The 12,698-nt window shown below is 71.1% G+C and carries 13 protein-coding genes; 9 read left to right on the plus strand and 4 right to left on the minus strand.

Features of this window, described 5'->3' with window-relative positions:
• Window positions 1-13: 13 nt before the first annotated feature.
• The 7 genes from OEIGOIKO_RS07090 to OEIGOIKO_RS07115 all read left to right on the plus strand — a co-directional run bounded on the left by OEIGOIKO_RS07090 (window position 14) and on the right by OEIGOIKO_RS07115 (window position 6,893).
• A complete protein-coding gene (locus tag OEIGOIKO_RS07090) occupies window positions 14-781 on the plus strand; it encodes a helix-turn-helix domain-containing protein (RefSeq protein WP_246177244.1) in 768 nt (255 codons plus the stop codon).
• A gap of 17 nt (window positions 782-798) precedes the next feature.
• Complete coding sequence (locus OEIGOIKO_RS07095) at window positions 799-1,992, plus strand: M20 family metallopeptidase (RefSeq protein WP_125052931.1); 1,194 nt, start codon at window positions 799-801, stop codon at window positions 1,990-1,992.
• Between the two features lie 136 nt (window positions 1,993-2,128).
• A complete protein-coding gene (locus tag OEIGOIKO_RS41425; protein ID WP_170251593.1) occupies window positions 2,129-2,302 on the plus strand; it encodes a hypothetical protein in 174 nt (57 codons plus the stop codon).
• Between the two features lie 81 nt (window positions 2,303-2,383).
• Window positions 2,384-4,123: an asparagine synthase-related protein gene (locus tag OEIGOIKO_RS07100; RefSeq protein ID WP_125052933.1), complete on the plus strand. Its 1,740-nt coding sequence runs from the start codon at window positions 2,384-2,386 to the stop codon at window positions 4,121-4,123.
• Window positions 4,117-4,413 carry a PqqD family protein gene (locus tag OEIGOIKO_RS07105; RefSeq protein WP_125052935.1) on the plus strand — a complete coding sequence of 99 codons (297 nt, stop codon included), beginning with the start codon at window positions 4,117-4,119 and terminating at the stop codon, window positions 4,411-4,413. Before OEIGOIKO_RS07100 ends, OEIGOIKO_RS07105 begins: the two co-directional genes overlap by 7 nt.
• Before the next feature lie 5 nt (window positions 4,414-4,418).
• Window positions 4,419-4,826, plus strand: a complete 408-nt coding sequence (locus OEIGOIKO_RS07110) for a lasso peptide biosynthesis B2 protein (protein WP_246177958.1) — start codon at window positions 4,419-4,421, stop codon at window positions 4,824-4,826.
• A 177-nt stretch (window positions 4,827-5,003) separates the two neighbouring features.
• Complete coding sequence (locus OEIGOIKO_RS07115; protein ID WP_246177245.1) at window positions 5,004-6,893, plus strand: ABC transporter ATP-binding protein; 1,890 nt, start codon at window positions 5,004-5,006, stop codon at window positions 6,891-6,893.
• A gap of 109 nt (window positions 6,894-7,002) precedes the next feature.
• Here OEIGOIKO_RS07115 and OEIGOIKO_RS07120 read toward each other — a convergent pair whose 3' ends face one another.
• The 4 genes from OEIGOIKO_RS07120 to OEIGOIKO_RS07135 form a co-directional block, all read right to left on the minus strand.
• Window positions 7,003-7,887 (minus strand): phosphotransferase family protein, encoded by an 885-nt coding sequence (locus OEIGOIKO_RS07120; protein WP_125052939.1) that lies wholly within the window; start codon window positions 7,885-7,887, stop codon window positions 7,003-7,005.
• Entirely contained in the window at window positions 7,884-9,281 is a 1,398-nt protein-coding gene (locus OEIGOIKO_RS07125; RefSeq protein ID WP_125052941.1) for a helix-turn-helix domain-containing protein, read from the minus strand. The genes OEIGOIKO_RS07120 and OEIGOIKO_RS07125 overlap by 4 nt, the downstream gene beginning before the upstream one ends.
• 273 nt (window positions 9,282-9,554) lie before the next feature.
• Window positions 9,555-9,761, minus strand: coding sequence for a DUF397 domain-containing protein (locus OEIGOIKO_RS07130; RefSeq protein WP_125052943.1), 207 nt, complete (start codon window positions 9,759-9,761; stop codon window positions 9,555-9,557).
• Window position 9,762: 1 nt separating this feature from the next.
• A complete protein-coding gene (locus OEIGOIKO_RS07135; protein ID WP_125052945.1) occupies window positions 9,763-10,668 on the minus strand; it encodes a helix-turn-helix domain-containing protein in 906 nt (301 codons plus the stop codon).
• An 828-nt stretch (window positions 10,669-11,496) separates the two neighbouring features.
• Here OEIGOIKO_RS07135 and OEIGOIKO_RS07140 point away from each other — a divergent pair.
• Together OEIGOIKO_RS07140 and OEIGOIKO_RS41430 are read left to right on the plus strand one after the other, a co-directional pair.
• Complete coding sequence (locus OEIGOIKO_RS07140) at window positions 11,497-11,964, plus strand: ATP-binding protein (protein ID WP_281288340.1); 468 nt, start codon at window positions 11,497-11,499, stop codon at window positions 11,962-11,964.
• Window positions 11,961-12,677 carry a hypothetical protein gene (locus tag OEIGOIKO_RS41430; protein ID WP_170251598.1) on the plus strand — a complete coding sequence of 239 codons (717 nt, stop codon included), beginning with the start codon at window positions 11,961-11,963 and terminating at the stop codon, window positions 12,675-12,677. The genes OEIGOIKO_RS07140 and OEIGOIKO_RS41430 overlap by 4 nt, the downstream gene beginning before the upstream one ends.
• The last annotated feature ends 21 nt before the right edge of the window (window positions 12,678-12,698 follow it).

The following is a 12,698-nucleotide window of genomic DNA, read 5'->3' on the forward strand; positions in this document are numbered from 1 at the left end:
GGGAGCGATGTCCGTGGGCGATAGTTGGGACTCGGCACTCAAGCGGGCTCGGGTGGCACGGAACATGACGCTGGAGGAGACAGCTGACGCCCTGAACGCGATCACTGGGGGTGCCTCGGACGCGAGTCTGATGAGCGCGTGGGAGTCCGGCCGCCGTCGGACCGGCAAGCGGAATCGGGCCGCGTTGTGCGAGCTGTACCGCGAGCGTCCGGAGGTGCTGTTCGCTCATCAGGACGGGGCGGCCACCAGTGTGCTGGAAAGCTCCGGCACCACGGTGGTGGTCAAGGTACTCACCCGCTGGACGGAACTCGTCGAGGCGATGGTGGACGTGGCCACCGGGGCGCGTGAGCACTTGGTCGTCACCGGATCCAGGAGCCGGGAGAAGGCGTATCTGGCGGCGATCGAGACGGCCGTGGCTCAGCGCCCCGACCTGGTCCACTACCGGGTGCTGTACGGGCCGCCGCGGCACCGGGCACTCGGCGACCATCTGGTGCGGCTGCTGGAGTTGCGTGACCCGTCCGCGCGTCGCAATGGCGTCAAGACGCTGCACATCGGGCTCGTCGAGCCCGCGCAGGCGCTGGAGCGCTTCTTCGTTGCCTCCGAGACGCAGGCCGTCGTGCCGCTGCCGAGTTTCCACGGTGCCGAGGGGTTCGACTGCGGTGTTTTGCTCAGTCGCGAGGCGGCCGTCGGGCTGGTCCACCATGGCCGGGAGGCGTGCGCGTCCGCGCGTCCGGTGGAGACGATCGAAGCTGTCCGTGCGCTGCCCGTACGGCACAACTGACCTGTTGAGGGGATGACGTGAGCGAGAACTTGCCGCAGGCCGCCCAGGCCCGGACCGCGTCCGTGGTCGAGCTCGCCCAGGAGCTGATCCGTCGGCCCAGTCGCGGCGGGATCGACGACTACGGGCCCGTCCTTACCGTGCTGGAGAACTGGCTCGCAGTCCGCAGCCTGCCGCACCGGCGCCTGCACGGCGAAGCGGGCGAGCTGGTGGGGCTGCTGGTGGAGATCCCCGGCGGCCGGCCGGGGAAGTGGTGGACGCTGGACGCGTGCGTGGACACCGCCCCGTACGGCGACGAGAGCGCCTGGTCGTTCCCGCCAGCGTCCGGCGACGTCCGGGGAGAGTGGCTGCTCGGCCGCGGCTCGGCGGACTCCAAGCTCGCCGCGGCCATGTTCTGCCACATCGCCGCCGACCTGCTGCCCCGCGCGCCGGAGCTGCACGGCGGGCTGGCTGTGCTCCTGGACGTGGACGAGCACACCGGCGGTTTCGGCGGCGCCCGCGCCTACCTCGCCGATGAGGCCGCGGCCCGCCCGGCCGGCGTGATGATCGGCTACCCGGGGCTGGACGAGGTCGTGGTCGGCGGCCGGGGCCTGTGGCGGGTATCGGTTGCCGTGCACGCCCCGTCCGGGCACTCCGGGTCCAGCAAGACCGTGGTCGGCGCCGTCTCCCGGGCCGCCCGCCTGGTACGCCTGCTGGACTCCGCCGAACTGCCGGGCGTCGACGGCGGCTCGCAGTTCCCGCTGCCGCCGAAGCTGTCGGTGACCTCCATCCACGGCGGCCAGGGCTTCTCGGTCACCCCCGACCGGTGTGAGCTGAACGTCGACGTGCGCACGACGCCCGGCTTCGACGCCCATGACGCCGAGACCCTCCTGCGCAAGGCCGTCGCCGAACTCGACGCGGAGCTGCCCGCCCCGCGCCCGACCGTGATCTCCCTGGTGGCCTCCTGGCCTCCCTTCCGGCTGGGTGAGGACGAGCAGCCCGCCGCTGCCCTGCTGGGCGCCGCCGCCCGTGCGGGGCTGACGGTAGGGTCGAAAACGGCGGGCCCGTCGAACATCGGCAATCTGCTCGCCGGGGAGGGCATCACGGGTGTCACGGCCGGCTTCGGGGTGCCGTACGAGGGACTGCACGGCATCGACGAGCGCGCGCACCTCGCCGCGCTCCCCGCGGTCTACACCGTCTACCGGCAGGCGGTGCTCGACCTCCTCGGCGGCTGACGTCCCAGGGACATCCCAGCTTTCTCCCAGATCCACTCCCAGAAAGCGCCCAACTCCGTCTCTGGGAAACGCAATGCGATCGCGGTGACATGGAGTCAGCACCCCTTCACATCCCCCGATCTCCAGGGAGCCGGTCATGACCGAGCAGACCACCGTCATCCCCCCGCCCGCCGTCGTGGACACCTCCGGCGCGGCGCCGCGCACCGGCGGCTTCGCGCCGCAGGCCGACACCCACCCGGTGGGTACCTTCACCCTGGGGCGCCAGAACGCCAACGACTCGGACAAGTCGAACTACTTCGAATCCTCCTGACGCCCAGCGCGCGTCGCAGGACCCGGGGCCAGCCGTACGGCTGGCCCCGGCCCATGACGATCTGACCTGGGAGGCGGACCGATGGAACATGAATGGATCACCAGCGGCAGTGACGGCAACGGCATGGCCGTCGACGGGCTCGGCGGCGTCCGCAGCGCCCCCGGCACAGTGGTGCGGGCGGCAGCCGAAGGGCCGGCCGCCCTCGCGATCATGGGTGACTGCCCGGCCACACACCACGAGCTGCACGCCGCCCTTGCGGCTGTCCGGGCGGGATACTGGGCCGAACTGACCCGGTGGGCGGGCTCGTACTGGGTGGTCGCGGACAACGGGCGCCAGCAGTTCGTGTGCGGAGATCTGGCCGGCACCCGGGCCGTCTACTACACCCGCGGCGGGCAGGAAACACCATGGGCAACCACGGCGGACTTGCTGGGGCGCCCGCTCGTGCCGGACCTGCCGCACCTGGCGGCCCGGCTGGCCGCGGGCGAGCAGCACTGGCCCCACCGCACCCCGTACGAGGAGATCCGGCTGGTACCCGGCGGCTTCGGGCTGCTGCTCGCGCCCGGAGCGCCGCCGCAGCTTCTCGACATCGCCTGCGTGGAGCCTGTGGAGGATCTGCGCGAAGGCGCCGAGCGGTTCGGGCAGGCGTTCACCGACGCGGTCCAGCACCGGGTTGGCGCCGCCGACGGGCCGGTGGGGGCGGACCTGTCCGGCGGGTTGGACTCCTCGGCGGCCGTCGTGCTCGCGGCCGCTGCCGGGCCCGTGCACGCGGTCACCTACACCGACGGCTACACCAGCGGCGAGGACATGGCCTTCGCCGCCCGCGTCGCCGAGCACACCCAAGTCCAGCACACCGTCGCCGCCGGCACCGGGGAGCAGTTGCCGTTCTCCTTCCCGGCCGGGCAGCCCACCGGGAGCGAGCCGGTGCTGGAGGCGGCGATGTATGCCATGGACGCCGCGTATCTGCGCCCGGTACGCGGGCTGCCGCTGCACCTGACGGGGCACGGCGGCGACATCGTGCTGGACGCCTCCGGCTCGTGCTGGGTCCGCCTCCTGCAGGACGGCCGCAGGCGGGAGGCCCACCGCCAGGCCGTGGCGTACGCCAGGCTGCGCAACACCGCGCCGGGCCCGTACTGGAAGGCCCTGAAGGACGCCGCCGCCCTGGGCCGGGCCGGCTCCCTCGAACGCGCCGCCGAGGTGCTGGAGCGCGGGCCGCTCACACCGCGGTCCGCCGCAGCCGGCTGGTCCTGGTGCCGGATGGGGGCCGGGGCGTCCTGGCTGACCGGCTTCGGCCGTCACCAGGTCGCCCTGCAGCTGCGGCAGGCCGCCGGCGACTGGCAGCCGCAGCGGGCGGACGACTTCGATCAGTGGGCTGCCTTGCGGTCGGTCGGCGCCTCGGCCCGCGGCTGGGCGCCCTACGGCGGTGCGCTGGGCGTGCGAGCGGTGTATCCGTACCTGGACAACCAGGTCGTCCGCGCGGCGTTCGCCGTACCGGCCCTCGCCCGGCGCGGCCTGGTGGCCTACAAACCCCTGCTGCGGGCCGCACTGCCGCAGCTGCCGGCCTGGCTCACCGCCCGCCGCTCGAAAGGGTCGTTCACCGCCCAGCGCATCGCAGCTCTGGCCCGCCACCACGACCGGCTCGATGCCCTTGTGTCCGCCAGCCCGCTCGTGACCAGCGGGCTCATCGCCCCCGCCGCCGTCCGCACGGCGCTCGGGCAGGCGGCCCGGGGGCAGAGCGCCACGGCGATCGCCGACCTGCACCAGCTGCTGGTGACGAGCTGGTGGCTGACCGGCCACAGCACCCCGCTGGAGGCGGCATGCTGACCCCGGCCGACCACATCCACCATGCCACTGGCCCTCAGGGCACGGCCGTGCTCGATGTTCGCCGCGGACGGTGGCTCATGCTCGACGCCGACGCCTCCCGCATCTGGCGCGCCGTCACCGTCCGCGGTGGCACCGCCGGACTCGCCGACGAGATCGCCGTCCCCACCGGGCAAGACCCCCAGCAGGTCAGCGGCCGGATCACAGCGTTCCTCGACGAGCTGGTGGCCGCCGGCGTACTCATCGACACCAGTCGGCCCCAGCGGGCATGGCGCGGGCGGTGGCGCCGGTGACGGTCATGGTCCCGGCCGCCCGGCCCACCGCCCCCTGGCGTGACCGCCTGATCGCCGCGCTCGCGCTGGCCTGCTCGCTGACGGTCGGCCTGCTGCCGCTGCGCTGGAAGATCGCCGCCGTCCGGGCGCTGCGGGGCCTGCCGCACGCCCGCCTGGACCGGCTGCAGGCCCTCCACATGGCGGTCCTGTCGGTGATTCCCGCGTGGTGGCCCGGCCGCATCGCGTGCATGGAGATCAGTTTCGCCACCGTCATCGCGGCCGCCCTCACCGGGCACCAGGCCCACTGGGTCCTGGGCGCCCGCTTCCTGCCGAACGCCGCCCACGCCTGGGCCCAGGTGCCTGACGGCGCCGCCGGCCGGGACACCGGCGACGCCGTGGACCGGCCCTGGACACCGGTCCTGACCGTGCCGTAGCCCCAGCAGAGCGTCACGGACCGCCGTGGTCCGGCCCCGCGCCTCCCCGCCCGGACCACGGCCTCACCCGATCGGATGAACCTCCTGGCGGCGCACCGACGGGCGACCAGGAACAACACCCAGAGCGCGGCGACAAACCCGTTGCCCGGCAGTGGGCGGCGGCTTCTTCATGGGGGCGTGAGCTCTTCTGCACCCTCCTTGCCGCCGGTGGCCCCGGCGGGGCAGCCGCCCGTGATGCGCCTGGCCTGCGACCGGCACTTCGAGGCGAGCGTCAGCCTGTCCACGCTCGCGATAGCGCGGCGCCTGCCGGCCACTCTCGCCCAGGCCGCCCGGCTGGGCTGGCGTACCGACCGCCGCGCCGTCCTGGTCCTGCTCATCTGCCAGATCGGTGCTGCAGCCCTGACCGCGACCGCTCTTGCTGCCACCACCCGGGTGCTGGCTGCCGTCTTCACCGGCCCCGGCATCGCCGCCGGGCTGCGCGGGAACCTGACCGCCGTGGGGGTCCTCGCCCTCGCCGCCTGTGGCCGCTATCTGTTGGATGCTTTCGCCCGCGCGGCAGCGGCCCGGCTCGCGCCGCAGGCCGTACGCGAGGCCGACCTTGAGGTCATCACCGCCGCCACCGCAGCCGAGCTCGCCGCCTACGAAGACCCCGGCTTCGAGGACGCCCACGCCGCCGCCTCGGACGGCGCGCAGAAAACCGGCGACCTCATCCTCGACGCCCAGCTGCTGACCTCCGCCGCGGCCCAGATGGCCGCCGCGGCCACCGTCGTCACCGTCCTGCACCCCGTGACACTGCCCCTGCTGGTCGCCTCGGTCATCCCCTGCGCGTGGGGGGCCGTGCGCGGGGCGCGGATCGAGCACGCCGCACACCACCGCAACCTCGCCGACTCCCGGCTGCGCAGCGTCTTTCGCTCCTACACCACCGAGCGCACCACCGCCGACGAGGTCCGCGCCGGCACCATGGCCGGCTTCCTGATCCGCCAGTACCGCATCGTCTCCGGCCGCCTGGAGGCCGAACAGCTCACAGCGACCCGGCAGGCCCTGATGGTGCAGGGCATCGGCGATGCGCTCACCGCCCTCGGCACCGCCGCGACCTGGGGCGTCCTCGTGCTGCTCGTGGCCACCGGCCGCATGGAGCTGGCCGCGGCCGGGACGGCAGCCCTGGCCGTACGGACATCCGGCGCCGCGCTGAGCACGACGGTCCGGGCCGGGGCCCGGCTGTTTCGCACGTCACTGTCCCTGGACGACTGGGCCCGCTTCCTGGCGGTGGCTAAGCCGTGGGCGGCCCGCCGCGGACCGGCTCAGATCGCCGAGGACGGACCGCAGGTCATCACCGCCACCGGTGTCTCCTTCACCTACCCGGGCGCCGAGCGGCCCGCGCTCGACGGTGTCAGCCTGGATTTCAAGCGGGGTGAGGTGATCGCTCTGGTGGGCGAGAACGGCGCCGGCAAGACCACCCTCGCCCGCGTCCTGACCGGCCTCTTCCTCCCCACGACGGGGTCGGTGCGGTGGGACGGCGTGGACCTGGCCGACGCCGACCCGGCCGCAGTGCTGTCCAAAGTCGCGCTGGTTCCCCAGGACTACACCCGCTGGCCACTGGCCGCCCGCGAGAACATCACCCTCGGCCAGCCCCGCCCCGAAGGCGACACCGCCGTGCACACCGCTGCCGAAGCATCCGGCGCCGACGCCGTCCTCGCCACCCTCCCCCACGGCCTCGACACCTCCCTCGCACGCTCGTGGTGGGGCGGACACGACCTCTCCGGCGGACAGTGGCAACGCATCGCGGTCGCCCGCGCCTTCCACCGCGATGCTCCCGTGCTGGTGCTGGACGAACCGACCGCCGCACTCGACGCCCGCGCCGAGCACCGGATCTACACCCGGCTCAAGGCCCTGGCCGCCGGCCGCGCCACAGTCTTCATCACCCACCGGCTGGCCAACACCCGCCTCGCCGACCGGATCGTCGTCCTCGACCAGGGCCGGGTTTCCGAGATGGGCACATACGAAGAGCTGATGGCGCAGGCCAGAGGCTTCTTCGAAATGGTGAAGTTGCAGGAGGGCCGGGGCTGACCCGTCGACTTGCGAAAGCCGCGATTCGACGGCCGCGCCCGGGTTGCTCCCCGGACTCCCGCCTCCGCTGACCTGACCTTGGCGGCTGTTCGCCTCCGCGCCGCTGGCGCTAGCCCACCGCGGTCCATCCCCACGGCCGAGGGCCACGAGTGCCTCGAATGCAGGCCAGCCGGTACTGGGCCTGTTCCGCCGTTTCTGATGTGTCGTTTGCCACTTGTAGGGCAAAGGTGACAAGTCGCAGTTCTCGGATCGCGCGAAGGACGGGGTATCCCGGCCAAGCCATCACGTCGTACCCGTAGGCGTCACAGAAGCGCTTATATGACTCGCGTGACAGGCTGCCGAAGGTGTCTACGGCCACCGCTGTTGACGTCAGGTCCCACTCGGGGCGCCCCAGGGAGGCGCGCTCGAAGTCCAGCAGAACAGCGCCCTCGGCTGTCACGGCGCAATTGCCTCCCCAAGCGTCGCCATGGATCACACATGAGGGTCGTCCCTCGGGAAGGTTCGACCAGGCTTCGCCCAACTCATCGAGCTGCCCCAGCAGCCAGGATCGGTCCGTTTCAGCGATCACACGGGCCTCGATCAGGCGGTACCGGATCCGGATGAAGGGGTCCATCTCTCCGATGGCGAACGGAGGCTTCGGCAGCTCATGCAGTTGGCGGAGGAGCGGCGCGAGGTCCGACTCGCGCCCGGCCTTGTGAGGCGGCAGCTCCTCCCAGAATGTCGCCGAGCGCCCCCCGACCACGATGGGCTGGTCCATCGCGATGGGGCGGACCGCCGGAACGCGGTGCTGCAGCAGCCAGCGGGCAACGGCAACCTCGCGCGCGGATGCGCCGTCCTGCCCTGCCCGAGCTATGCGAACGACGATCTGGCCTGGCAGGCGCCACAGATCGTTCTCCGCCAGTCGGATGGGCGAGGCGCCCGCCGACGGCAAGCCAGCGGTCGCGGTGATCTCTTCGAGGAGGGCGAAGGACTCTGCGGTGCGCGTGGGCGTCATGTGCCGACGGTAGTACGGATTCGGTCCCGCAATTCGGCCACCTCGGAGATCCGGCTCCGCTGTGCGCAGATTCGTCGCAGGGCCCGTATGTCGTCGATCGCTCGCCGGGAGTTCAGCCGCCCCACCTCATCGAGGGCCCGCATGCCCAGCGCAGCAGCTTCCCTGGGGTCGCCGGTGGCCATGGTCAGCGACGCGAGCTTGGCGCCGGACAGGGCTCGGGAGCGTACGTACGCATCGGTGTGTTTGTCGATGGCGGTCTGCAGGCGTTCTGACGCCCGCTGCGGCGCGTGGCCGCCGATGAGTGTGAGGTCATATAAGGCGTGCCCGGTGTCACCGTGGTGCTGGGCCTCGTCGTAGTACGCCATCCAGGGCGCGTCCTGGCCTGGCCGGGCCTTGTCGACCGCGTCATCGGAGTAGCCGATCGCCGCGAGTGTTTCCTTTATCCGGCCCATCTTCGCCAGTGCTCGCGCAGATGCGTTATGGAGCATCGCTCGTTCCCGGGGTGTCAGCCGGTCAGCGCGCAGAAGCCCGCTCTCAGCGTAGGTGAGTCCTTCGTCGGGGGCGCCCAGCCAGATGGCCTGCCGCGCTCTCCAGTTCAGGGCCGCAGCCCGCAGGTGCCAGTTGTTGGCGCGCTCCGCGCACTCGGTTCCGATTCGGAGGTAGCCCTGAGCGTTGTGGTGCTCGTAGGCGTCGAAGGCGGAGGCACCCATGACGATGGCCAGCCGGCCGACGGCCGCGAAAAGGTCCTTCTTCACCCGGTCGTCGGGGCAGTCCACGCTCAGCAACTCGGTGGCCCAGGCGAAGAGGCCGGTAGATGCCCGGCGGACCATCCCCGCACCGCCGTAGAGGTTGTCCCACTGGGCGAGCTGGTGGGACGCGGTCCAGAGCTGGGCGATCTCTTCTGGACGGATCGTTTTGGGCAGCGGGACGGTCCCGCGCTGCGAGATCAAATGAGCGAAGGTGGCGGGGCTGACGGCGGCTAAGCCGCCTACGGCGAAGAAGGCTCGGCGCTCCACGGCTGACAGGCTCCCATCCGGGATGGATTGCGGGTCAGCCACAAGGATGCCCATTCCATCCATCTCAGAGGCCGACCCGGAAGCCGCAGTCTTCGACTTGTCCGCATCGCGGCGCTCGGCAATCTCCTCTTCGACGCGGCACCACAGTCGGCATAGGGCGCCCCCGGCACCAAGAACCTTGTCCATCTCGGCCACGACTTCGGCAGTACACGATCGCTCGGCCTTCTCGATCCTCACGATCGACGCCCCGCTGAGGTGCACCTTCGAGCCGAGTGCGTTGGAGGACAGGCCCCGGACCCCGCGCCAGTTCCGGAGCTCTTTCCCGAACCAAGCGGCCATGGACTGCGTGTCATCCAGCGCCTTCGGTTTCTGTGGCACGGCTACCACCTCAGCATCTTGATGCGGACAACGGGGCCAGCGGCAGACTGTCCGCATCCCCGGCCCGCGCGGGGACGGTTTCGTCTACGCATGGTGTTTCCTACCCCCCGCCAACGGGGCCTGCCAACCCGCCTGTTCGCGCGAAGATATGTGGCCGACGACGGGCAAGGGGGCTCGCTGTGCTCGGTTTCCATCTGCCGGGCGAGGTCCGTCCTCAGCGTCGCGGCCCGGCACTGCCGAGTACCGGGCCGCGACGCTGAGGAGCTGTATGGCTCAGCGGGAGCCGAACGCGCCGGCTTTGACCCCTCCGATGAAGGACACCCAGGCGTCCTGCGGGAAAAGGCGGAACGGGCCGTCAGGGTCCTTCGAGTCGCGTACGGCGACCGCCTGGTCGGTGAAGGCAGCCTCTACGCAGTCGGTGCTCGGCTGACCGCTGTAACTGCTCTTGAACCAGTTGAACTGGTCAAGCTGATGGTTCACTTCATTCCTCGCTCTTCAGGTGCTGCTTGCGGACCTCGGCGATCATCTCGGCCGAGGAGTTCGGGGGCAGGGCCTCGCCGAGCAGGTACTCGAAGGCCGCGGCGCACATGGTGAGCTCTTCCGGTTTCTCCAGGTAGAGCGATCCGCTGATGGTCTCGGTGTAGACGACATCGAGGTTCGGGTCCGGCCCTCCGATGGTGATGAAGCCGCTCAGCGCCCCCGAATAGGCGCCTCGGGCGAAGGGCAGGACCTGGATGGTGATGTCGGGGTCCTCCGCGCGTTCCAGCAGGTGGTCCAGTTGAGCGGCCATCACCGTCGGCCCGCCCACCGCCCGGCGGATCACAGACTCGTCCAGGATGACCCGGTAGCGCGGAGGGGCGTCCCGTCGAAGGAGCGTCTGACGCTGCATACGGGTGTTCAGAAGGGCCGCGAGGTCATCCGGAGCCACTTCATAGCCTGGGGTCGCGGTGATCCCTCGGGCATAGTCGTGCGTCTGCAGGAGGCCGGGGACGACGCTCGATGCGAACTGGCTGATGCGCTGAGCTTCGCTTTCGAGGGCGATCAGCATCCCCAGGTCGCTCGGCATGGAGCTGACCTGCGACACCCACCAAGCGTCCGTGACCTTGGAGTTCTTCGCCAGCTCTACAGGTGCAGCGCGCTCATCGTCCGAGGCGTTGTAGGCCCGGCACAGGTGATCGACCTGGTTCCACCGGACGTTGCCCTTGGCGGTCTCGTAGCGGCTGACCGTTGCTTTCGATATCCCGGCCAGTTCACCGGCCTCTTCCGCTGACAGACCTGCAGCTTTGCGCAGCGCCTGCAAGCGGAAGCCGACCTGGCGGCGCCGCGTCGTCGGCCCGGATGCCGGGGCCGGGCCGCCTGCACCGGCGGTGGCGCTCGTCTTCTTCATCACTTCAGCCCCCTCGTCCGCATCCCACCAGTGTCAGTGCTGGCTCGCCGGAGCCACAAGAAAGTTACACGGCGGAACAGGACTGCTCTGCGCAACCCCATCGCGGATCGCTCATGCGGACAGTTCCGCCGTGAGCGTTACATGCAGAGCGGTCAGCGCTGTATACTCCGTCGCTATCGGCAGCCACCCAGACCTCGCACCTGCCGGTCATGGAACTCGCCTCACGTGCTCACCCGTTCGCACCGGCCCTCGGAGACACATATGACCAGCTCATCGGCGCCAGAGCTTTCTCCGGCTTGCGCTGGTGCGACGGCGTTGTCGGGCCTTGACGCAGCGAGTCGCGTGGCGCGGCAGTACGCCGGCGGGGAAATACGCGTTTGGGACGGCACATCCTCGTCTCGGGGCCGGTCGTCAGAACGCGACGCCGCAGCGCGCGGCGCGTCGATGCCGGCGCTCGCGTATATGTCCTGGTCCACATGCCCTCTGCCCAGGGCGTTCTGTGGGCTGTCGGTCGGCGACGTCGGTGTGGCCGGCCACCGAGCGCAGGGTTTCATCGCGCGGTGCTGGCTGGAAACCGCCGCGCGCGCTGACACCGCGTGGCTCCAAGTGCCGAGCGCTGAGTCCGCGACGGACGAAGCTCTGCTCACGAGCCCGGGCCCTTTCGACCGGTCCCTCGGCGAAGTGTGCTCCCTCTCCCCCGACGGCGAGCGGACCCTTCGCGAGCAGGACGGATTCCGCAGCCCGGGCGGCCGTCCGAGCCCCCCAGAGGACGTGATGACAACGACTGCCGCACGGCGCCGCCGCGCCCCTCGTCGTGACGCCGAACTGATGAATGCTCGATTCCCCATCGAGAAACGGCCTCCAGACGATGAGCCCCCCGCTCAGGACAGCGCGCAGGTCAGCGCGATGAGGCGCCGGACCCGCGTATGCCTGGTTGGTCACGGTTTGGCTCACCTGGTGGACGCAGCCGAGCTGGTCGTCTCCGAATTGGTCAGCAACGCCATCCAGCACAGCGGAGGTTGCGAGATCACCGTGGTCCTTGCCCTTCGCGATGGCTTCTTGCGGATCGTCGTGCGTGACGGAATTACGGGATACCAGCCGGTTCCCGCTTCGTCCGGTGACGCCGACGAGCACGGCCGCGGTCTGTTCCTCGTGCAGTCGATCGCCCACGAGAGAGGCGGCTCGTGGGGCACCAGCGATAACGGCGCCGCGACTTGGTGCGAACTGGCGGGCGCCGATGCCCGTTCGAGATCCGCGCCCCTTCTTCCCCTTCTCTCCAGGAAGCCGACCACATGACCACGGACATCCCCGCGCCGCCCGGTGTGGCGAGCCCGGCACACCAGCAGGACCCGCGTCAGGCCGTCGTCGCGGCGCTGGAAGCTGCCGGTGCCACGGTGGAATTCCCCGCTCCGGGGGCACCGGCCTTGGAGGTCACGGCGCGCTTGAGGTATTCGGCGCTGCCCTTGGCCAGCGTGAATCTGGCGCCCCTCCGAAAGGCGCAGGCCGCCGAGATTCTGCGCCAGGCCCTGATGCGGCGCGGCGTCGTCGCGCACATCATCGCCCTCGACGGCCCGGAGGGTGCCTGGCGCACGGTGGTGCGCCCGAGCAGCGTGCAGGACGCCATCCGTCTGGCCGACGCCGTCGTGGAGCAGCTGCCGCCGGTGTACGCCGCCGCGCACCGTCTGCGCACCGCGCTGCGCGCCGCCGGACTGGAGCAGCGTGTCACGGTCGACGGCTCCTGGGAGGTCCCGGCCAGCCGGGTGGTGCTGGGCCGCATCCGGGCAGACCTAGCGGGCCGGCTGCTGGCGCTCCTGGAGGCCGCCACCGACGCCGTTTCGGATCACGAAGGCCAGCTCGGGGACCTGCCCCAGCGCTTACTGCGGCTCGCCGCGACGGTGGACGCGAGCTGCGGGCATTGCGGTCAGGCGGCCGGGCTGGACCTCGGCGATCTGGAGCCTGCTCAGGCTCTGCGGCTCGCCGAGGCCGTGGCCGCGCGCCTGCCCCGATGAGCGTTTCTGCTGCCTGTCAGC

Origin of the sequence: Streptomyces paromomycinus, from assembly GCF_003865155.1 — a bacterium.
Lineage (GTDB): Bacteria > Actinomycetota > Actinomycetes > Streptomycetales > Streptomycetaceae > Streptomyces > Streptomyces chrestomyceticus.

Coding starts and splice junctions, on each gene's coding strand:
- OEIGOIKO_RS41425 (WP_170251593.1), top strand. CDS start 2,129: ATGACCGAGCAGACCACCGTCATCCCCCCGCCCGCCGTCGTGGACACC.
- OEIGOIKO_RS07100 (WP_125052933.1), top strand. CDS start 2,384: ATGGAACATGAATGGATCACCAGCGGCAGTGACGGCAACGGCATGGCC.
- OEIGOIKO_RS07105 (WP_125052935.1), top strand. CDS start 4,117: ATGCTGACCCCGGCCGACCACATCCACCATGCCACTGGCCCTCAGGGC.
- OEIGOIKO_RS07110 (WP_246177958.1), top strand. CDS start 4,419: ATGGTCCCGGCCGCCCGGCCCACCGCCCCCTGGCGTGACCGCCTGATC.
- OEIGOIKO_RS07120 (WP_125052939.1), bottom strand. CDS start 7,887: ATGACGCCCACGCGCACCGCAGAGTCCTTCGCCCTCCTCGAAGAGATC.
- OEIGOIKO_RS07135 (WP_125052945.1), bottom strand. CDS start 10,668: ATGAAGAAGACGAGCGCCACCGCCGGTGCAGGCGGCCCGGCCCCGGCA.
- OEIGOIKO_RS07140 (WP_281288340.1), top strand. CDS start 11,497: ATGAATGCTCGATTCCCCATCGAGAAACGGCCTCCAGACGATGAGCCC.
- OEIGOIKO_RS41430 (WP_170251598.1), top strand. CDS start 11,961: ATGACCACGGACATCCCCGCGCCGCCCGGTGTGGCGAGCCCGGCACAC.